Here is a 21,532-nt window from a genome sequence, read left to right as displayed (position 1 = left end):
GTCCGCCGTCAGGAATCGAGGTCGTTGAGTTCTTGCACGAGCAGCGCCTCCAGGTCGTCGACCGAGAGCCCACCCAGGTCGTCGTCGACCGGAAGGTCACCCGGCTTCCTGGCGGGGCCGGGCACGGCCGGGCCGGGGTCGGTGCCGTCGGGTTCGTCCGGAACGACCGGCGGGTCGAGCGGGATCGCCATCCGCTCGGCGAGGTAGGGCACGAGGACCTCGATCGTCGGGTAGTTCCAGAGCACCGTGGAGGAGAGCGGGACGCCGAGACCCGCCTCCAGGCGGTTGCGCAGCTCCAGCGACATCAGCGAGTCGAAGCCGAGGCTGCGCAGCGGGGTGTCGACGCCGATCCGGGCCGGGGCCAGGCGCAGCACCCGGGACGCTTCCTGGCGGACGTAGCCCTCCATCGCCGTCCGGCGGCGGCGTCCCGGCTCGGCGGCCAGGAAGTCGGCGCGGGCGCTGGCCGTCGCCGGCTGCCCGGCCGCGTCGGTGCCGAGGTGGGCGAGCTGGTTGCTGCGGGCGGCGGCCGGGTAGGCGGCCACCCACTCGGCGGCGTCGAACGGCATCACGGCGACCTGGGCGGTGTCCCGCCCGAGCAGCCCGCCGAGGACGGCGACGCCCTGCTCCGGGCTGATCGCGCGCAGGCCGCGCAGCGCCTCCTGGCCGTCCTGTTCGAGTCGGGCCGCCATGCCCACCGCCGACCAGGGTCCCCAGTTGACGCTCAGCGCCGGCAGGCCGGCGGCGCGGCGGGCGTGGGCCAGCGCGTCGAGGAAGGCGTTGCCGGCCGCGTAGCCGCCCTGGCCGGGTGAGCCGAGCACGGAGGTGACCGAGGAGAACAGGACGAAGAAGTCCAGCGCCTCGGTGCGGGTCTGGTCGTGCAGGTGCCACGCGGCGTCGACCTTGGGACGGGCCACCCGCCGGTACCGTTCGGCGTTCTGCTGGAGCAGGATGCCGTCGTCCAGCACCCCGGCCGCGTGCACCACGCCGCGCAGCGGGGCCAGGTGTCCCCGGACGTGGTCGAGCACCCGGGTCACCTCGTCGGCGACGGTGAGGTCGGCGGCGAGGGCGACCACCTCCACCCCGGCCCGGGCCAGGTCGTCGAGGACCGGCCGGGCGTCCTCCGGCGCGCCGGTGCGGCCGACCAGGACGAGTTGGCGCGCGCCCGCGTCGGCGAGCCAGCGGGCGACGCCGAGGCCGAGCCCACCGAAGCCGCCGGTGACCAGGTAGCTGGCGTCGGGGCGGATCCGGGCGGCACCGGGGGCCGGGGTGACCGGGACGGTCCGCCGGTCGGCCACGGTCAGCACGATCTTGCCGATGTGGCCGGCCTGCTCCATCAGGTGGAACGCGTCGCGGACCTCGGCGACCGGGAACCGGTGGGTGGGCAGCGGGCGCAGCTCTCCGGCGTCGACCCGGGCGACGATCCGGCGCAGCAGCGCGCCGAGCAGCGCGGTCCGCTCGGTGAACATGCGGTCCAGGTCGACCGCGAAGAAGGCCAGGTTACGGCGGAACTCGCCGAGTCCGATCGGCCGGTCCTGGTAGATGTCCCGCTTGCCGATCTCCACGAACCGCCCGTACGGGGCGAGCGCGGCGATGCCGTGCGTGATGAACTCGCCGGCCAGGGAGTTCAGTACGACGTCCACGCCCTGCCCGCCGGTGGCGGCGCGTGCCTGCTCGGCGAAGGCGGTGCTGCGCGAGTCCAGCACGTGCGGCACGCCCAGCGAGGTCAGGTGGGCGCGCTTCTCGGCGCTGCCGGCGGTGGCGAACACCTCGGCCCCGGCGGCCTGGGCGAGCTGTACGGCGGCCAGGCCGACCCCGCCGGCGGCGGCATGCACCAGCACCCGCTCGCCCGGTTCGATCCGGGCCAGGTGTTCCAGGGCGTACGCGGCGGTGAGGAAGGCGATCGGGATGGTCGCGGCCTCGGCGAAGTCGAGGCCGGCGGGCTTCGGCGCGACCAGCCGCGCGTCGGCCCGGACGTGGGTGCCGACGCACCGGCTGCCGACGGCCACCACGGCGTCGCCGACCCGCAGGTCGGTGACGTCCGGCCCGACCGCGGCCACCACCCCGGCGCACTCGTCGCCGAGGGTGACCTCCGCGTCGTCCAGCCCGGGGTACGCCCCGAGCGTCTTCAGCACGTCCCGGAAGTTCAGGCCGCTGGCCCGTACCTCGACGAGCACCTCGCCGGGGCCCGGCGGGGCCGGGGTGAACGGACGCAGGTGGAGCCCGTCGAGGGTGCCGGCCCGGCCGAGTTCGAGCCGGAACGGGCGGTCGCCGGCCGGCTCGGCCACGGTCGGCGCCGCGCCGGAGGCCCCGGCGACCAGGCGGGAGACGAGCAGGTCGTCGCCGCGCAGGGCCAGGTCGGGTTCCTCGGCCGGGGCGAGCAGCGCGGTGAGCAGGGCGGAGTTCTCGTCGGGCAGGTCCGCGCCGAGGTCGATCCGGGTGCAGCGCAGGTCGGGGTGCTCGTGGGCGATGGTCCGGCCGAGTCCCCACAGTGGGGCCTGCAACGGCGCGGAGACCCGGTCGCCCGGCGCCGCCGCCTGGCTGTCCCGGGTGATCAGCCAGAGCCGGGGCCGCTGTGCCGGCGGGAGGTCGTGCAGCGCCCGGACCAGGTGCAGCACGCTGTCGGCGACCAGCCGGTGGGCGTCCTCCAGGACGGTCGGGTCGGGCTTCGGCCCTCCGGCGTCCAGCGCCCAGCGGTGGATCACACCCCGGCAGGGGCGGTCCGCGCCGAAGGCGTCGGCGAGCAGGTCCCGGAGCTGTTCGGGCCGGGCCGGGTCGAGTTCGTACCGGTCGGCGGCGAGTCGTCGGTAGGTCGGACCCGGTCGGACGACGACGCAGCTTCCGCCCCGGGCCGCCAGCGCGGCGTCGAGGGTGGTGTCCCGGTCGGCGAGCAGCAGCCACCGGCCGGTCCAGTCGGCGTCGCCGGGCGGGGTGACGAGGGGTTCCCAGCGGATCTCGTGGAGCAGACCGGCGTCGGACGCCTCGCGGGCCAGGCGGTGCAGGCGCAGGCCGTCGACGACCAGCAGGACCCGGTCGTCGTCGGCGGCGCGGACCACCAGGTCGACGGTGCGCGACCGCGCGTCGCCGGCCTCGGCGGGCCGCAGCCGGGCCCGGCAGGACAGCGTCGTCCCGGGGTGTTCCCGCAGGTCGAGGCGCTCGATCCGAACCGGCACCCAGGTGTCGTCGGCTGCGCCGGGCAGCGCGGCGACGGCCACCTGGAGGCAGCTGTCCAGCAGCGCCGGGTGCACGCCGTAGCCGCCGGAGAGGTCCGTCGCGAGGTCGATCCGCGCGGACGCCTCGCCGTCGGCCCGCCACAGTTGCCGTACGCCCTGGAAGCCTGGCCCGTAGTCCAGACCCCGGGTCCGCATCGCCGCGTAGTGGTCGTCCCCGGTCAGCCCCGGTCCGTCCGGCCGGGGGGCGTCGTCCGGGTCATGGTCGGCGACGGTGGGTTCCCCGGCGCGGACGATACCCCGGGCGTGCACCTGCCAGTCAGCCGGCTGTCCGTCCTCGTCGGGTTGCCGGCTGGCGCAGCGGAACACGAACCCACCGGACGGGTCCCGGGTGAGGGTCACCTGGACCGTGGTGGGCCGCTCCCCGGACGGCGCGAGCGGCGCGACGACGTCGAGGTGCTCGACCGTCCGGGCCGGCGTGCCGAGCAGTTCACCGGCGGCGGCCAGGGCCATCTCGACGTACGCCGTGGCGGGGACGACGACCTGGCCGCGTACCCGGTGGTCGGCGAGGTACGGCAGCGCGTCGACGTCGATCTCGGTGGTCCAGAGGTGGGCCCCCGGGTCCAGCGACGACTCGACGTGGCCGCCGAGGAGCGGGTGGCCGCCGGTGCGCGGGGCCCTGGCGGGCGCGGTGGCCGGGTCGTCGGCCCAGAACCGTTCCCGCTGCCAGGGGTAGTCGGGCAGGCGGACGACCGCGCGCGGGGTCGGGTGCAGCGCGGTCCAGTCGACCGGTACGCCCAGGCGGTACAGCTCGCCGGCGGTGTCCAGCATGGCCAGCCGCTCCGGGTTGTCGCGGCGGGTGGAGGCGAGGACCACGCCGTCACCGCCGCGCGCCCGGCAGCTCTGCTCGATGCCCGCCGCCAGCACGGGGTGGGGGCTGATCTCCAGGAAGCAGGTCGGCCCGTCGTCCAGCAGGCGGTCCACCATCGGCGCGAACCGCACCGGCTCCCGCAGGTTCTCCCACCAGTACCCGGCATCCAACTCCGTACCCGCGAGAACCTCCCCCCGCACCGTCGAATACAACGGCACCGCCGCCACCTGCGGCGACACCGACGCCAACCGCGCCACCAACCCGTCCCGCAGCTCATCCACCTGCGGACTGTGCGACGCCACATCCACCTGCACCCGCCGCGCGAACACCCCCCGACCCGACAGCGACGCCACCACCGCGTCCACCGCCTCCGACGAACCCGCCACCACCGTCGTCACCGGCCCATTCAGCGCCGCCACCACCACCGCACCACCGAACGGAGCCACCACCGCCTCCACCTCGACAGCCGGCAACTCCACCACCGCCATCGCCCCACGACCCGAAATCCGCCGCAACAAACCACTGCGCTCACAGATCACCCGAGCCGCATCCGACAACGACAACGCCCCAGCGACATACGCCGCCGCGACCTCCCCCATCGAATGCCCCACCACCGCCGCAGGCTCCACACCCCACGACCGCCACAACGCCGCCAACCCCACCTCGACGGCAAACAACACCGGCTGCACCACATCGATCCCCTCAGGAACCGACTCCCCCTCCAACACCTCCACCAACGACCAGTCCACAAACTCCGCGAACGCCGCCGCACACTCCCCCAACACCCCACGGAACACCGGCTCCGAACGAGCCAACTCCCGACCCATCCCCCACCACTGACCACCCTGACCCGGAAACACGAACACCACCCGGCGGGCCGGGCCGGCGGGTACCGGGTCCGCCGGACGACCGTCGGCGAGGTGGGCGTCGAGTTGGGCGAGGAGGTCCGCGTGGGAGGTGGCGGCGACGGCGAGCCGGACGCCGTGGTGGGTACGCCGTACGGCGGCGGTGTGGGCGAGGTCGCGCAGGTCGAGGTTGGGGTGACGGCGGAGCAGGTCCACGGTGCGTCGGGTCAGGTCGGTCAGCGCGTCCGGCGTGTGCGCCGACAGCGGCAGCAGCACGGCGTCCCCGGCGCCCCGAGCGCCGGCTACGGCTCCGGCGCCGCTCGGCTCGTCCGGCCCGGTCTGTGGGATGGGCCGGACCGGGTCGGTCGACGCGGCGGGGTCCGGCGCGGACGGCACCGGCACGACGTCCTGCGGGTACAGGGCCGGCCAGTGGATCGGCTGCCCGAGTTCGTGGAGCCGGGCCACCGTGTCGAGCAGCGCGGCGCGCTCGTCCTCGTTCCGGCGGGTCGAGGCGAGCGTCACACCCCGGCCGGGGTGTCGGGCCTGGCTCTGCTCGATGGCGGCACCGAGGACCGGGTGGGGGCTGATCTCCAGGAAGCAGGTCGGCCCGTCGTCCAGCAGGCGGTCCACCATCGGCGCGAACCGCACCGGCTCCCGCAGGTTCTCCCACCAGTACCCGGCATCCAACTCCGTACCCGCGAGAACCTCCCCCCGCACCGTCGAATACAACGGCACCGCCGCCACCTGCGGCGACACCGACGCCAACCGCGCCACCAACCCGTCCCGCAGCTCATCCACCTGCGGACTGTGCGACGCCACATCCACCTGCACCCGCCGCGCGAACACCCCCCGACCCGACAGCGACGCCACCACCGCGTCCACCGCCTCCGACGAACCCGCCACCACCGTCGTCACCGGCCCATTCAGCGCCGCCACCACCACCGCACCACCGAACGGAGCCACCACCGCCTCCACCTCGACAGCCGGCAACTCCACCACCGCCATCGCCCCACGACCCGAAATCCGCCGCAACAAACCACTGCGCTCACAGATCACCCGAGCCGCATCCGACAACGACAACGCCCCAGCGACATACGCCGCCGCGACCTCCCCCATCGAATGCCCCACCACCGCCGCAGGCTCCACACCCCACGACCGCCACAACGCCGCCAACCCCACCTCGACGGCAAACAACACCGGCTGCACCACATCGATCCCCTCAGGAACCGACTCCCCCTCCAACACCTCCACCAACGACCAGTCCACAAACTCCGCGAACGCCGCCGCACACTCCCCCAACACCCCACGGAACACCGGCTCCGAACGAGCCAACTCCCGACCCATCCCCCACCACTGACCACCCTGACCCGGAAACACGAACACCACCCGGGGTGGCGACGACGGCGCGGGGACGGGGTCGGGGGCGGTGTCGAGCCACTGGTGGAGTCGGCCGACCAGATCGTCGCGGGTACGGGCGGGCAGGGCGAGCCGGTACGGCTGGTCGGTGAGCCGGCGGGCGGCGGTGTGGCAGAGGTCGGCCAGGGCGACCGGTCCGGTGGCGGCCTCCCGTACCGCCCGGGCAGCCGTGCGCAGCGCGGCGGGATCCGGGGCGGCCAGCGGAAGCAGGTGGACCGGTTGCGGGGTGGCCCCCTCCAGCACCACGTGGCAGTTCGTGCCGCCGAAACCGAAGGCGCTGACGCCGGCGAGCGGCTTCTCCTCCGGGTGCGGCCAGGGCTCGACGGCACCGGGAACGCGCAGTCGGAGCCGCGCGAAGTCGATGTGCGGGTTCGGCTGGGTGAAGTGCAGGTTCGGCGGGATGCTCTGGTGCCGGATCGCCAGCGCGGTCTTGATCAGGCCGGCGATGCCGGCGGCGGCCTCCAGGTGGCCGATGTTGGTCTTGACCGACCCGATCACCAGGGGGCGGTCGGCGGGACGGTTCGCGCCGAGCACGGCGCCGATCGCGTTGGCCTCGATCGGGTCGCCGAGGAACGTCCCGGTGCCGTGCGTCTCCACGTAGTGCACCCGCTCGGGCGCCACGCCCGCCCGCTGGTAGGCGGCCTGGAGCATGGCCACCTGCGCCTGCGGGTTGGGGGCGGTGAGCCCGTTGCTGAAGCCGTCGTTGTTGACCGTCGAGCCGCGGATCACGCAGTGCACCGGGTCGCCGTCGGCGAGCGCCCGGGACAGCGGCTTGAGCACGACGATGCCGGCGCCCTCACCCCGCACGTAGCCGTCGGCGCGCGCGTCGAAGGCCTTGGAGCGGCCGTCCGGCGCCATCGCCCCGAACTTGGACATCGCCACCGTGCTGTCCGGGGCGATGGTCAGGTTGACGCCGCCGGCGAGCGCCACCGTCGACTCGCCGGAGCGCAGGCTCTGGCAGGCCAGGTGGACCGCGACCAGGGCGGACGAGCAGGCCGTGTTGACGGCGAGGCTCGGCCCCTGGAGTCCGAGCAGGTACGACACCCGGGCCGGGATCACGCTCAGGTCGTGGCCGGTCGCGGTGTGCGCGGTGACGTCCTCGGGACGGCGGGCGGCGAGCCGGGCGTAGTCCTGCCACATCGCCCCGCAGAACACGCCGGTGGGGCTGTCCTTCAGGGTCCCGGGGACGATGCCGGCGTCCTCCAGGGCCTCCCAGGCCAGCTCCAGGAACAGCCGCTGCTGCGGGTCCATCTGGATCACCTCGCGCGGGGCCAGACCGAAGAACCCGGCGTCGAAGCGGTCCACCTGGTCGAGGAAACCGCCCCAACGGGTGCGCGTCCGGCCCGGGGCGTCCGGAACGGAACTGTAGAAATGGTCGACGTCCCACCGGTCGGCCGGCACCTCGGTAATGGCGTCGAGACCCTCGGTCAGCAATTGCCAGTAGGCTTCGGTGTTCCGCGCTCCCGGAAAGCGGCACGCCATTCCGACGATCGCGATCGGTTCCGAATCGCTCACGACGGGGCGGGAATCCGTGACAGCTGGTGTGCGGTCACCTTCGCTGAGGAACCGCACCAGCGAATCGATGGTCGGATGGTCCCAGACAAGAGTCGCCGGAAGTGGTCGCCCGAGAAACTGGGAGAGGCCGGCGATGAGCCCTGCGGCGCGCAGGGACGTGAGACCGTACCGGTGGAAACGCTCGTGCGCGTCCAGACCAGCGGCGTCCAGACCGAGCTGGACGGCCAGGTGCTGCCGGAGCCATTCCTCCACCGCCGGCGCGGTGGGCGAGTCGTGACGCGACGCTGCCTGATCGGGATGCTGCATGGACGTGTCCTCAACGGGAGATTGCTCCGTCGACCGGGCCCGGCCATGCCTCGTCGTCGAGGTGGCTCGGGTCGACCGGCCGGGGAGGTGCCGACGCGGTGGGTAGCAGGCTCGGGTACTCGGGTCAGCAGGTGCGGGCGCCCCCGGCCGCTACGACGGCCCCGGGCACCGGCCGGCGACGCTCGCGCGCGGTCCGGTCCGGGCCGCGCCGTGGCGACGGACGGAGAAAAGCTTCGTCCGGCAACTCGGGAACGGCGAAACACGTCGTCGGCGTGCCGATTCCGGCCCATGGCGTACGGTCGGACGTCGACCGTTCGGGAACCTCACCCACAGCACACCCCAATATCCGGCCCCGCGCCCGACCGATCTGTCGCAGCAGCTCGGAAATGGGCACGGGCCACCACCGGCCCGGGGGCCGGAACAGCCATGAACAATTCCGCCACAGCATCGGCCCGGCGGCTTCTTTCCCGCAACCCCAGCGGATCGCATCGGAATGCTAGCAGCGGCAGTCGTTGCCGACGCAACCACTTTCGATACGTCGGTTTTGGGACTCTTTTGTGGATCAAGGATACTAAGTGGCCAGTCAGCTCCACAGTGGAATGACTTACCGCCTCATAATTTCGGCCAATGCACATATCTCGATTAAAGGGCGCCTACCAGCCCCGACCGGGGCACCGCCCGCCACGGGATTCCGCACCCACCCGGCCCGCCACCACGCCACCCGCCCGGAGTCGACCCCGTCGCACCCGCCACTGTGGAGCAAAGGTTTTACCTGCGGTTTACTCACGTGAAACGCCCCCCTCGCGGCCGACTCCCGCCGGTCCGGGGAAGCCGTTCGACCCGACCTGACGCGGCCCCGGTGTCCACCATCCGACATCCACCCGTCCGGCTCCCCCACGACGGCCGACCCGCCCGGTCGGTCCTCATCGGACGGCCAGCTGGTGGTCCACCGAACGGCTCCACCTCGTCGCCGCCGGCGCGTCGCCACCGTCCGACCCCGTGCCCCGCCACCGTCGCGCATACCCACACGCCACGCCGGTGAATTGCCGGCCGATTCCGGCACATGCGCCGGCGGGCACCTCTTCCGGCCGGTCACCCATACGCCGGGGGCGTCCTTTCGATTGCCGGACATCACTGGATAATGAGCCGCGCGATGATCCCGGGCGCACCGGGAACGGACGCACCGAAACCCAGGGAAGGGACGATTCTGTGAAGCGAGACCACTCGCCCGTGCTCCCCGGCGAGGGTGCCACGGACTACGCGCGCTACATGCGTACGGACGAGTTGCTCACCCTGCAACGGGAACCGGCGGAGATGGTCCACCGGGACGAACTGCTCTTCCAGGTGGTGCACCAGTCCGCCGAACTGTGGTTCAAGCTCGCGGTGGCCGAGTTGACCGAGGCCGCCGGTCGGGTCGACGACGGCGAACTGTCGGAGGCCGAACTCCTGCTGGGTCGGGCCTCGCTCGCCGTCCGGCTCGTCACCGACCAGTTGGACATGTTCCGGTACCTGCCGCCGGCCACCTTCCAGGCCCTGGTGCCGGTGCTCGGCAACGGCTCCGGCGCGGAGTCGCCGGGCTGGAAGCAGGCGCAGGCCGCCAGCCGCCGGCTCGACCAGGCGTTCGCCCGGTACCTCGCCGACCGGCAGATCGACCTGCGCAAGCTCTACGCGGGCAGCCCCGCCGACCCGGTCTACCGGATGGCCGAGGCGATGGTCGACTGGGACGAGCGGGTGGCGCTCTGGCGGGTACGGCACTACAAGATCGCCATCCGGATCGGCAGCCACGGCCCGACGGGCACCCCGGGCAGCCCGGCGAACTGGCTGGCCAAGCTGATCGACCACCGGTTCTTCCCGGAGCTGTGGCAGGCGCGTACCGCGCTCGTCGGGGGGCCGGCGGACCCGACCGGGATCACCCCGGACGCGGCGGGCTGACGTGGACGCCGCCTTCCGCGCGCAGTTCCCCGTCCTGGAGACCTGCGTCTACCTGAACAGCAACTCCACCGGCGCGGTGCCCCGGGGCGTCCAGGACGTCCTGGCCGGCTACTGGGAGACACTGCGCACCTGGCGGGACGACGTCTGGGGCGGCTGGCACGAGGGGCTCGACCGGTACGCCGACGGGGTGGCCGCGTTCGTCGGCGCGCCCCCCGGCAGCGTGGTCACCGACGCCAATCTGAGCGCGCTTCTGGTCCGGGTGGCCTCCTGCTTCGACTACCGGGCGCCCCGGAACCGGGTGGTCACCACCGACCTGGAGTTCCCCACCGTGCCGTTCATCTGGAACGCGTTCCGCCGGCACGGGGCGCAGCCCGTCGTGGTCGGTACCGGCGGCCCCCGGATCGACCAGGACGCCCTGGAGGAGCAGATCGACGAGCGGACGCTGCTGGTGTGCGTACCGCACGCGAGCTTCATCTCCGGAGCCACCGTCGACCTCGGCCGGCTGGTGAAGCACGCGCACTCGGTCGGGGCCCGGGTGGTGGTCGACGCCTTCCAGACCGTCGGGATCATGCCGTTGGACGTCACCGCGCTCGGCGTCGACTTCCTGCTCGGCGGCGCACACAAGTGGATGTGCGGGGCGGGGACGGCCTTCCTCTACGTCCGCCCCGACCTGCTGCCCGAACTCGAACCGGCGGCCACCGGCTGGCAGGCGGGCGACCGGGCGCTGACCTTCCAGCCGTCGACCGGGTTCGCGGACGGCGCGCAGCGGTTCGCCGGCGGCACCCCGTACCCGCTCACCTCGCTCATCTCCCAGGTCGGCCTGGACCTGCTGGCCGGGGTGGGCATCGAGACGATCCGGGCGCACTCGCTGCGCTGCACACAGCGGGTCGTCGACCGGGCCGGGGCCGCCGGCATCCCGGTGGTCAGCCCGGTCGGCCCGGAGCGGGGCGGCGTGGTCTGCCTCGACGTCCCGGACGGGGAGGCGCTGAAGTACCGGCTCGCCGCCCGGAACCTGGTGTGCAGCTGGCGTGGCTACCTGCGGATCGGCCCGCACGTCTACAACACCCTCGACGAGATCGACGAGTTCATGGACGCACTAGTTCAGGAATGGCAGGAGAACCACCGATGAGCACACCGTCGTTGTCGCCGCGCGCGCTGATGAGCCTGCTGTTCAACGCCAGCAAGGCGATGGACGTGCTGGAGACCGCCCACACCATGGGGCTGCTCGACGCGCTGGAACCCGGTCCGGTGGGCCTGGGCGACCTGGCGACCCGGTTCGACGTACGGCCGCTGCGGCTCTACAAGTTCCTCGACTGCCTGGAGAGCGTCGGCGTCGTCGAACGGGAGGAGAAGAGCGACCACATCACCGAGGCCAGCTACCGGGCGGTGCCCGGGTTGCGGGACGCCGTCCGGGCGGTGGTCGGGCCGGGCTCGATCGAACGTGACCGGGACCGGTACCCGTGGCGGCGGCTGCACGGCCGGCTGGCCGACAGCCTGCGCGGCGAGGTCAGCATGACCGACGACGACTTCGCCTGGCCGCCGAAGACCGACGAGCAGACCGCGTCGTTCGAGCAGAGCATGTCGGTCGGGCTCGGCCCGGTGGTCGAGGTCTTCGGCCAGCACGCCGACCGGCTCTGGGCGGGGCGTCGCCGCTTCCTCGACGTCGGCGGCGGCGACGGCACCCTCGCCGCCCGGGTGCTCCGGGACGCCCCGGAGCTGCGGGTCGACGTCTACAACCTGCCGGCGGTCGGGCCACTGGTCGAGCAGACCCGCGCCGGGTGCGCCGACCCGGACCGGCTCGGCTTCGTCGGCGGCGACTTCTTCGCCGAGCCGCTGCCCACCGGGTACGACACGATCTCCTTCGTCCGGGTGCTGCACGACTGGCCGAACGACGTCGCCCGGATGCTGGTGGAGAAGGCGTACGCGGCGCTGCCGCCCGGCGGGATGCTGCTGATCTGCGAGGAGTTCCGTACGCCGGACCGGCTGGCGATGCAGTTCTTCTGGTCGTACTTCCTGATCGGGGTGGACAGCTGCGTCAGCCGGCTGCGGGAGGTGGAGTTCTACACCAGCCTGCTGACCGGGACCGGTTTCGAGAAGATCGAGGTGCTCCCCGGCGGCTGGGAGCTGATCGCTGCCCACAAGCCGGAGCGCTGACACCCGCAGCGGCATGGATCGTGGTGGGAGGTGGCCCCCTGGAGGGCCGTTTCCCACCACGATCGTCACGTGCTCCGCCCCGGCAGGACGGTGGTCAGCGGAGGTGGCGGGTGAGGAACCGTAACGTGCTGTCCAGTTCGTACGACGGAATCTCCGCGTGCCTGCCGGGGTTGGCGTGCAGGCTCTTCTCGGCGGACCCCAGGGCGTCGAACAGCGCCAGGCCCTGGGCCCGGGGCACCCGCTCGTCGTCCCACTGGAGCAGGAACTCCACCGGGACGGTGATCCGCGCGGCGGCCTCGGCCGATGCGAGGGCCCCGCCCAGGCCGAGCACGGCCGCCCGGACCCGGGGTTCGGCGGCGACGAACGGCACGCCGAGCCCACAGCCCAACGACACCCCCCAGTAGCCCACCGGACCAGCCCCGACGTGGTCGAGTTGCTCAAGCGCGTCCAGGACCGCCTGCCATTCCGGCACGGTCTGGCGCGCCACGAGCGCCTGGAAAGCGGCGATCAGCGGAGCAAGTTCCTCCCCGGCGTCCACGCGGGCCTGGTTCTCGGTCGCGATCCGGTGGTACTCCTCGTCCTTCGGCCGGTCGCCATGGCCCGGCACGTCGACCGCCGCCACCGCGAACCCGCACGCGGTCACGAAGCGGTGTGCCCGGAACAGGACGCCGGGGGCCTTCTTGTGCTGGCCGCCACCGTGTCCCATCAGGACAAGGGGGCGAGGACCGACGGCGTCTACCGGCGTCCACAGCACGCCGGGAATCTCACCGAGGGTGAAGAGTTGTTCGAGGACGCCATCGGACGACGTCGTGGAGGTGAAGCGCACAGCGTTTCGAGCCTTTCGGGATGCCTTCTCTCGGGCACTCCCTAGGCCATGCGAGGGAGGGAGCCCCGACCTGTCACAGCGTTGATCGGTCTCACCTCCTCAGGTCGCAGCGACGCACAGCGGGGCCGAACGTATCACGAAGGAGCTCATCGGCATGTGGTTGGCGCCGGCTGTGGAATCAGCGCAGGTACGGCCGGGCACGTGCAAGGGTGGGGTGGATCGGGTACGGCACGATCCGAGCCGGTCGACCCCGGCCGAACAGCAGGAAGACGAAACGGGAGATACTAATGATCTTCATTACCGCCAAGTTCCGGGTGCTGCCCGAGCACGCCGACCGGTGGCCCGAGATCGCCGACGAGTTCACCCAGGCCACTCGCCGTGAGCCGGGATGCCTGTGGTTCGCCTGGTCCCGCAGCGTCGACGACCCGACGGAGTACGTCCTGATCGAGGCGTTCCGCGACGAAGCCGCCGGCGCGGCGCACGTCCAGTCCCCACACTTCACGGCGGCACAGCAGGCCCTGCCACCGCACCTCGCCGAGACGCCACGCATCGTCAACGTGACCGTCCCGCAGGACGACTGGTCCCTGCTCGGCGAGATGGCCGTCCCCGACCGCGGCTGACCACGAGGCGCGGGAGCGACGCCGCCGGTCGGCCGGGCAGGGTCAGTGGCGCGGCTCCCGCTTCGGGAAGACCGTGTAGTACAGCGGCCAGAAGACCAGCCAGACCACGACGACCAGGCTGAGCCGGCCGATCCAGGCCTCCAGTTCCCGCGTCCGGTCGGGGTCGCCGACCAGGACGATCCCGCCGACCAGCAGGGCGCAGGCGACGGCCCAGCCGAGCAGGGCCTTGCCCCACTCGCGCCACTCGTGCCGGGTCCGGGCCCAGCCGCAGCGGGGCGGCTTGACCGGCGGCGGGCCACCGGCGAAGCGGTGCGCGAAGCGCTGGTCGGCCCAGCGGACCACGCTGTGACCGAAGGCCACCGAGAAGCCGAGGTACGCGGCGGCGAGGCCGTGCGCGAGCGTGGCGGTGCCTCCGGAGCGTAGGTCGATCAGGGTGGCGACCAGGAGCACGACATCGACCAGGGGCACCGCCAGTAGCAGTGCGGCACCCAGTCGAGGGCGCCGCAGCGGATAACGGGCGATCAGCCCGGCCGCCAGCACCACCCAGAAGGCCACCTCACACGCGATGATCAGTCCGACGAGCATGTCCCACCCCGTTTTTAGTACGCTGTGCGATAACCGTAGCAGCGGGTCGCACACACCGACCGGAGGGGCCTTGCCCAAGATCGTCGACCACGAGGCCCGACGCGCCGAGCTGGCCGAGGCGATGTGGCGCGTCGTCTACCGTGACGGGGCCGCCGCGGCGACCGTCCGCAGCATCGCGACCGAGGCCGGCTGGTCACCCGGCGCGCTGCGGCACTACTTCACCACCCAGACCGAGCTGCTCGCCTTCGCCATGGAACACGTCATCACCAAGGCGACCCGGCGCTTCCACGCCAAGGACTGGACCGGGCCGGTCCGCGAGGTCGTCCAACGGATGCTGGAGGAGTTCCTGCCCCTGGACCGGCAGCGCGTTCGGGAGATGGAGGTGTGGCTGCTGCTCGCCGCCCGGAGCCCGGCCGACCCGGTGGCACGGGCCCGGATCGCCGAGGCCGACGACGGCGTACGGCGGGCCACCGAACTGGCCGTCGTCACGCTCGCCGACGCCGGCCTGGTGGCCGCCGACCGGGACGTGCCGAGCGAGACGGCCCGGCTGCACGCCCTGGTCGACGGGCTCGCCCTGCACGCCCTGTTGCACCCCGACGTGATGCCGCCCGACCGGGTCCGGGCCACCCTCGTCCACCACCTCGACGACCTGGTCCGCCCGGCCGCCTGACGCGGACCGCCGCACCTCCGCCTCCGGCAGGCGTGGCCCTGCTCGCCGCACAGCGGTTCTCTTCCCGATGCCGCGTGGGAAACCTCAGGCCTCGTCGCCGGTCAGGAGCACCGCCCCGCCGTCGTGCTCCAGGCAGAGCGGCCACCCCGGATACCGCGCGCTGATCGGGGCGACATCACGCGCGGGTTCCTCGGTGCCCACCAGGACGCACTGACCGGGCACGCTGCCGACGAGGTTCAGCTCGACGCCGCGCTCCCGCCAGTAGTCGGTGTCCGCGACCACTCCGGCCGCCCAGGCGGCGAGTTCCCGTTCGGGGTACACGGCGTCGACGTACCGCACGGCGGCCGACGGTGGCAGCACTCGGCGTACGGCGTCATCGAACCCGGTCGAGGGGACGCGGTGCACGATCACCGTGCCGAGGATGGGGTCGATCGCCACACCGGCATACGCCTCGGGGTGATTCTGCTGGCCCTCGCGCTCCACGGCCGCCGCCCAGTCGAGGAGCTTGTCCTGGGTCGGCCAATCGATGATCACCGGCTCGGGCAGCTCAGCGACGGGCTGCGCGCCGGCGGGCTGCGCGCCCGTCGTGAGCGCCACGACGGCTGGCGCCGCGAGAGCCAGCAGCAGGGTGCGCACCTTCATCGTCGGCCTCCTCCTTGTCGAGCCCATTCCGCCTACCTCGACAGTGTGCAGCCGCACGCGCATCATTCGGGCCAAAACGGCAATTTACTCGTGTTCGCCCGACCCGACGACTCGACGCTCCCGCCCGGACCATGGCGCGACCGCCCGGCGGTTCGGCGGGAAGGATCCGGGAAGCTGCCGGTGAGCGTCCACCTCGATCCTTACTCCGACGGCGCAGGGAAGCTGGCCATTCACGGAGAGTACGAGGTGTTGCCGGGATGGATCCCGCTGGAGCCGACGCGAGCACCGAGTTCCCCCTGTCGTCGGCGCAACGGCGGTTGTGGTTCCAGTACCGGCTGGAGGGGCCGTCGGCGACCTACAACATCCCGATCGTCACCCGCATCCGTGACCGGGTGGACGCCGACGCGCTGCTCGCCGCGGTAAGGGATGTGGTGGGCCGGCACGAGATCCTGCGCACCGTGTACGTGGAGGTCGACGGGGAACCGGTGCAGCGCGTCCTGCCGGCTGCCGGCGCGTCTGTCGACGCCGTTCATCTGGCGGTCGAGGCGGACAGGGTCGACGCGGCGGTCGCGGAGACCTGCCGCTGGCCGTTCGACCTGTCCACCGAGTTGCCGCTGCGGGTACGGCTGTTCACCCTCACCGAGCGGGAACACCTGCTGGTGTTGAACCTGCACCACATCGCCGGGGACGGCGGGTCACTCGGTCCGCTCGCCCGGGACCTCTCCCGGGCGTACGCCGCCCGCACGGCCGGTCGCGCTCCCGAGTGGGAACCGCTGCCGGTCCAGTACGCCGACTACGCCCTCTGGGAGCGCGAACTCCTCGGTGCCGACGACGACCCGGACAGTGAGGTCAGCCGCCAGCTCGACTACTGGGGCACGGCGTTGGCCGGGCTGCCGGACGAACTGCCGCTGCCCACCGACCACCCACGCCCGCCGCAGGCCAGCTACCGGGCCGGACGCGTCGACCTCACCATCGACCCGGTCACCCACGACGCGCTGCGAACGGTCGCCCGTAACCACGACGCCACCCTCTTCATGGTCGTCCAAGCCGCCATCGCCACCCTCCTCACCCGACTCGGCGCCGGCACCGACATCCCCCTCGGCACCGTCGTCGCCGGACGCACCGACGACACCCTCGACCAGTTGATCGGCTTCTTCGTCAACACCCTCGTCCTGCGCACCGACACCACCGGCAACCCCACCTTCACCCAACTCCTCCACCGCGTACGCGACACCGACCTCACCGCCTACGACCACCAGGACCTCCCCTTCCAACGCCTCGTCGAACACCTCAGACCGACCCGGTCGCCCGGGCGTAACCCGTTGGTCCAGGTGGCGTTCGCCGTCGACGGCGGACTCGTCCTCGACCTGGACACACTCGACGTCGTCGCGGAGAGGCCACCGTTCGAGACGGCCAAGTTCGATCTCTACTTCGGATTCGTCCCGCAGCACCGCTCGGGAGAACTCACGCTGGGCCTCATCTACGCGGAGGACCTGTTCACCCGGACGAACGCGGAGGCGCTGGGGCGACGACTGATCTCCCTGCTCGTCCAGGTCGCCGCCGACCCCGCACTGCGGGTCGGCACGGTGCAGGTGCTGACCGCCGAGGAGCGCCGCCAGGTCCTCGGCGGCTTCCAGCGCGCCACGCCCCGGGTGCCGTGCGAGACCCTTCCGGCGCTCTTCGACCGGCAGGTACGGCAGCACCCGGACGCCGTCGCGGTCGTCCACGGTGACGACGTGGGGATCACGTACCGGGAGTTGGCTGCGCGGGCCGGTCGGCTGGCGTACCACCTCGTGGGGCTCGGGGTCGGGCCGGACGTGCCGGTGGCGGTCTGCATGCGACGGTCGGTGGACCTGGTCGTCGCCCTGCTCGCGGTGAGCACGGCCGGTGGCTGCTACGTGCCGGTGGACCCGGCGTACCCGACTGCCCGCCGGGAGTTCATCCTCCGTGACGCCGCACCGGCGGTCCTGATCGTCGACGACGCCGCAGCCCAGCCCTCACCCGCGACGGCAGTGGTCGTCGTGGCCAGTGGTGCGGCGTGGGAAGGGCTGACCGACCCGCCCACCGGTCACCGGCTCCCGCCGCTGCACCTGGACAACGCGGCGTACGTGATCTACACGTCGGGGTCGACCGGCGCGCCGAAGGGTGTCACGGTCACCCACCGGGGCATCAGCCGCCTCGCCCACCGCTACCAGCAGGACTTCGAGGTCCGCCCCGGCAGTCACATCCTCCAGATCGCCTCGATCGGCTTCGACGGCTCGGTCTGGGAGGTGCTGATGGCCCTGCTCGCCGGCGGCACCGTCGTCCCCTTCGCCCCGGAACGGCTCCTCGACCCCGGGGACGAGCACGCCGGCCTGATCGCCCGGACCACCCACGTCACGGTCACGCCCTCGCTGCTCGCCTCCCTCCGTCCCGATGTTCTTCCCGCCGGGGCGATGGTGATCACCGCGAGCGAGGCGTGTCCGCAATGGCTGGTCGACACCTGGTCCGTCGACCACCGCCTGGTCAACTCCTACGGCCCCACCGAGGTCACCGTCTGCGCCAGCGGCGGACCACTGCCCACCGGCCGACCCGTCACCATCGGCGTCCCGGTCGCCAACACCGACCTCTACGTCCTCGACGAGTTCCTCCAGCCCGTCCCCGTCGGTGTGCCGGGCGAACTCCACGTGGCCGGGGAAGGTCTCGCCCGTGGCTACCTGGGTCGGGCCGCCCTGACCGCCGCCCGGTTCGTCGCCGACCCCTACGGCCCCGCCGGCACCCGCATGTACCGCACCGGCGACCTCGTCCAATGGGACACCACAGGCCACCTCCACTTCCTCGGCCGCACCGACGACCAGGTCAAGATCCGCGGCTTCCGCATCGAACTCGGCGAAATCGAAACCACCCTCACCGCCCGACCCGACATCCGCCACGCCGCCGTCATCGCCCGCGAAGACCAACCCGGCGAGAAGCGGATCGTCGCCTACCTCGTCCCCACCGACCACACCACCGTGAACGTGGCCGACCTCCGTCGGGATCTCGGCGCACAGCTACCGGACTACATGGTCCCCACCGCCTTCGTGACCATGGACGCCCTCCCCATGACCGCCAACGGGAAACTCGACCGCGCGGCCCTACCGGCCCCCGCCCACACCACCAGCAGCACCCACGCCGCGCCCCGCAACGCCCGGCAGACCGTGCTCAGCCAACTCTTCGCCGCCGTCCTCGGCCTCCCCGACATCGGCACCACCGACAACTTCTTCGACCTCGGCGGCCACTCCCTGCTCGCCACCCGCCTCGTCAACCGCATCCGCACCACCCTCGGCGTCGAACTCACCGTCCGTCACCTCTTCGAAAACCCCACCGTCGCCACCCTCGAACCCCACCTGACCACGGGAGTCGCCCGCCCGGCGCTGACCGTCGCCCCGCGACCGGATCCGTTGCCCGTGTCGTTCGCCCAACGTCGGCTCTGGGTGTTGCACCGCATCGAGGGTCCGTCGGCGACGTACAACGTGCCGGTCACCACCCGCCTGCACGGCACCGTCGACGCCGACGCCCTCCGCGCCGCCGTCGACGACCTCGTCAACCGACACGAAATCCTCCGCACCCTCTACACCGAGACCGACGGCGAACCCGGCCAGCAGATCCTCGACCCCGCCCCCGGAATCACCACCTTCACGCACCACACCGTCACCCCCGAGCAGGCCGAAGCCCTCCTCGCCACCGCCTCGGCGCACCCCTTCGACCTGTCACGCGAGGTGCCTCTCGCCGTCCACCTGATCACCACCGGCGAACAGGAGCACCTCCTCCTGGTCAACCTCCATCACATCGCCGGCGACGGTGCCTCCATGGCCCCTCTCGCCCGCGACCTCGCCGCCGCCTACAGCGCCCGCGCCACCGGTCGCGCTCCCGACTGGGAACCGCTGCCGGTCCAGTACGCCGACTACGCCCTCTGGCAGCAGGCACTGCTCGGTGCCGACGACGACCCGGACAGTGAGGTCAGCCGCCAGCTCGACTACTGGGGCACGGCGTTGGCCGGGCTGCCGGAGGAACTGCCGCTGCCCACCGACCACCCACGCCCCGCCCAGGCCACCTACCGGGCCGGACGCGTCGACCTCACCATCGACCCCGCCACCCACACCGCGCTACGCGCCGTCGCCCGCAACCACGACGCCACCCTCTTCATGGTCGTCCAAGCCGCCATCGCCACCCTCCTCACCCGACTCGGCGCCGGCACCGACATCCCCCTCGGCACCGTCGTCGCCGGACGCACCGACGACACCCTCGACCAGCTGATCGGCTTCTTCGTCAACACCCTCGTCCTGCGCACCGACACCACCGACAACCCCACCTTCACCCAACTCCTCCACCGCGTACGCGACACCGACCTCACCGCCTACGACCACCAGGACCTCCCCTTCGAGCGACTGGTCACGCACCTGCAACCAGCGCGGTCCCTCGGTCGGCACCCGCTGTTCCAGGTCGCCCTGTCCCGGGCCGACCGCGCCCCGAGCGCCACTCCCCTGCCAGGGCTGGACTGCACGCCGGAACCGACCCGGCTGGCCATCGCCAAGTTCGACCTGGAGTTCACGGTCATGGACGAGCCGGTCGACGGGGACCTGGACATCGCGATCGGCTACGCGCGGGACCTCTTCGTCCAGGAGACCGTCGAACTGCTCGGGCAGCGCCTCGACGCGATCCTGCGCCAGGTCGCCCGGCAACCCGCCACCCCGATCAGCCGGCTCGACGTCCTGGTCGACGGCGAGCGGGCACGGCAAGCGCAGACGTCGACCCCGGCGGCCGTGGCGTGCAGCGTGGTCGGGGCGTTCGACGACCAGGCGTCGCGCAGCCCGGACGCGTTCGCGGTCACTGACGGTTCGACCGTCCTGACGTACGCGGATCTGCGGGAGCGCGCCGAGCGGCTGGCCCGGACGCTACGGGCGGCCGGGGTGGTCGTCGAGACGCCCGTACCGATGCTCATGCAACGGTCGGTCGACCTCGTCGTCGCCATCCTCGCCGTGCTGAAGGCCGGCGGCGCCTACCTGCCCATCCACACCGCCTACCCGCTGGCCCGGATGCGGACGGTGGTCGCGGCGTCCGGATCTCCGGTGATCCTCGTCGACGACGCGTTCCGCGACCACGAGCTGGTCGCCGACCAGGTCTCCGCCGGGCGTCGGGTGCTGGGCTGCGACGCCGACCCGGTGGCGGACGACGGGCCGCTGCCGAGGGTGCATCCACAGCAGCTCTGCTACGTGATGTACACGTCCGGCTCCACCGGCGAACCGAAGGGCATCCAGATCACCCACCAGGGCGTCGTCGACCTCGTCCGCGACCCCAGCTGGACCATGCACACCGACGACCGCACCCTCTTCCACAGCCCCCACGCCTTCGACGCCTCCACCTGGGAACTCTGGGGACCCCTCCTCGCCGGCGGACAAATCGTCATCGCCCCACCCGGCAACCTCGACGCCGCCGCCCTCCAGAACCTCATCCACCAACACAAAATCACCCGACTCAGCCTCACCGCCGGCCTCTTCCGCGTCGTCGCCGACGAACTCGTCGACGCCTTCGCCGGACTCACCGAAGTCACCACCGGCGGCGACATCATCTCCGCCCAAGCCGTCAACCACACCCTCCAAAACTGCCCCACCACCATCGTCCGCACCACCTACGGCCCCACCGAAATGACCCTCTGCGTCACCCAGTACCCCTGGAAACACGGAGAACAGGCCGGCACCACCGTCCCCCTCGGACACCCACTGAGCGGCACACACCTCCACGTCCTCGACCAACACCTCCAACCCGTCCCCGCAGGCGTACCCGGCGAGCTGTACCTCGCCGGAGCCGGCACCGCACGCGGCTACGTCAACCAACCCCACCTCACCGCCACCCGCTTCGTCGCCAACCCCCACGGACCCGCCGGCACCCGCATGTACCGCACCGGCGACCTCGCCCGCTGGGACGCCGCCGGCCAGTTGCACTTCCTCGGCCGCACCGACGACCA

Annotated in this window: 10 protein-coding genes; 6 read left to right on the top strand and 4 right to left on the bottom strand. The window is 72.3% G+C overall.

Annotation, left to right across the window (positions count from 1 at the left end; genetic code table 11):
• Nucleotides 1-8 precede the first annotated feature (8 nt).
• Nucleotides 9-8,120, bottom strand: a complete 8,112-nt coding sequence (locus QSK20_RS27910) for a type I polyketide synthase (protein WP_285791595.1) — start codon at nt 8,118-8,120, stop codon at nt 9-11.
• A 1,209-nt stretch (nt 8,121-9,329) separates the two neighbouring features.
• Between QSK20_RS27910 and QSK20_RS27905 the strand changes: the two genes are divergently transcribed.
• The 3 genes from QSK20_RS27905 to QSK20_RS27895 are packed head-to-tail and all read left to right on the top strand — an operon-like array spanning nt 9,330 to nt 12,206.
• On the top strand, nt 9,330-10,052 hold the full coding sequence (locus tag QSK20_RS27905; RefSeq protein WP_285791594.1) for a tryptophan 2,3-dioxygenase family protein: 723 nt from the start codon (nt 9,330-9,332) through the stop codon (nt 10,050-10,052).
• A gap of 1 nt (nt 10,053) precedes the next feature.
• Nucleotides 10,054-11,181: an aminotransferase class V-fold PLP-dependent enzyme gene (locus tag QSK20_RS27900; RefSeq protein WP_285791593.1), complete on the top strand. Its 1,128-nt coding sequence runs from the start codon at nt 10,054-10,056 to the stop codon at nt 11,179-11,181.
• Entirely contained in the window at nt 11,178-12,206 is a 1,029-nt protein-coding gene (locus QSK20_RS27895; RefSeq protein ID WP_285791592.1) for a methyltransferase, read from the top strand. Before QSK20_RS27900 ends, QSK20_RS27895 begins: the two co-directional genes overlap by 4 nt.
• Nucleotides 12,207-12,300: 94 nt before the next feature.
• On the opposite strand, the gene QSK20_RS27890 is transcribed toward QSK20_RS27895, so the two are convergent.
• Entirely contained in the window at nt 12,301-12,912 is a 612-nt protein-coding gene (locus QSK20_RS27890; RefSeq protein WP_285791591.1) for a dienelactone hydrolase family protein, read from the bottom strand.
• 407 nt (nt 12,913-13,319) lie between these two features.
• Here QSK20_RS27890 and QSK20_RS27885 point away from each other — a divergent pair, with 407 nt between their 5' ends.
• Nucleotides 13,320-13,652: a putative quinol monooxygenase gene (locus QSK20_RS27885; RefSeq protein WP_285791590.1), complete on the top strand. Its 333-nt coding sequence runs from the start codon at nt 13,320-13,322 to the stop codon at nt 13,650-13,652.
• 42 nt (nt 13,653-13,694) lie between these two features.
• Here the strand turns inward: QSK20_RS27885 and QSK20_RS27880 are convergent, their stop codons facing one another.
• Nucleotides 13,695-14,237, bottom strand: a complete 543-nt coding sequence (locus QSK20_RS27880; protein WP_285791589.1) for a hypothetical protein — start codon at nt 14,235-14,237, stop codon at nt 13,695-13,697.
• Between the two features lie 70 nt (nt 14,238-14,307).
• Here QSK20_RS27880 and QSK20_RS27875 point away from each other — a divergent pair, with 70 nt between their 5' ends.
• A complete protein-coding gene (locus QSK20_RS27875; RefSeq protein ID WP_285791588.1) occupies nt 14,308-14,907 on the top strand; it encodes a TetR/AcrR family transcriptional regulator in 600 nt (199 codons plus the stop codon).
• Between the two features lie 84 nt (nt 14,908-14,991).
• On the opposite strand, the gene QSK20_RS27870 is transcribed toward QSK20_RS27875, so the two are convergent.
• Nucleotides 14,992-15,549, bottom strand: a complete 558-nt coding sequence (locus tag QSK20_RS27870; RefSeq protein WP_285791587.1) for a hypothetical protein — start codon at nt 15,547-15,549, stop codon at nt 14,992-14,994.
• A gap of 257 nt (nt 15,550-15,806) precedes the next feature.
• On the opposite strand from QSK20_RS27870, the gene QSK20_RS27865 reads away from it, so the two are divergent.
• The coding region (locus tag QSK20_RS27865) for a non-ribosomal peptide synthetase (RefSeq protein WP_285791586.1) at nt 15,807-21,532 on the top strand (5,726 nt) is incomplete at its 3' end.

It is taken from the genome of Micromonospora sp. NBRC 101691, from assembly GCF_030269285.1.
Lineage (GTDB): Bacteria > Actinomycetota > Actinomycetes > Mycobacteriales > Micromonosporaceae > Micromonospora > Micromonospora echinospora.
Note: the sequence above shows the minus strand (reverse complement) of the source record. Positions and strands in the feature narration are given on the sequence as shown.

Coding starts and splice junctions, on each gene's coding strand:
- QSK20_RS27910 (WP_285791595.1), bottom strand. CDS start 8,120: ATGCAGCATCCCGATCAGGCAGCGTCGCGTCACGACTCGCCCACCGCG.
- QSK20_RS27895 (WP_285791592.1), top strand. CDS start 11,178: ATGAGCACACCGTCGTTGTCGCCGCGCGCGCTGATGAGCCTGCTGTTC.
- QSK20_RS27890 (WP_285791591.1), bottom strand. CDS start 12,912: ATGGGACACGGTGGCGGCCAGCACAAGAAGGCCCCCGGCGTCCTGTTC.
- QSK20_RS27885 (WP_285791590.1), top strand. CDS start 13,320: ATGATCTTCATTACCGCCAAGTTCCGGGTGCTGCCCGAGCACGCCGAC.
- QSK20_RS27880 (WP_285791589.1), bottom strand. CDS start 14,237: ATGCTCGTCGGACTGATCATCGCGTGTGAGGTGGCCTTCTGGGTGGTG.
- QSK20_RS27870 (WP_285791587.1), bottom strand. CDS start 15,549: ATGAAGGTGCGCACCCTGCTGCTGGCTCTCGCGGCGCCAGCCGTCGTG.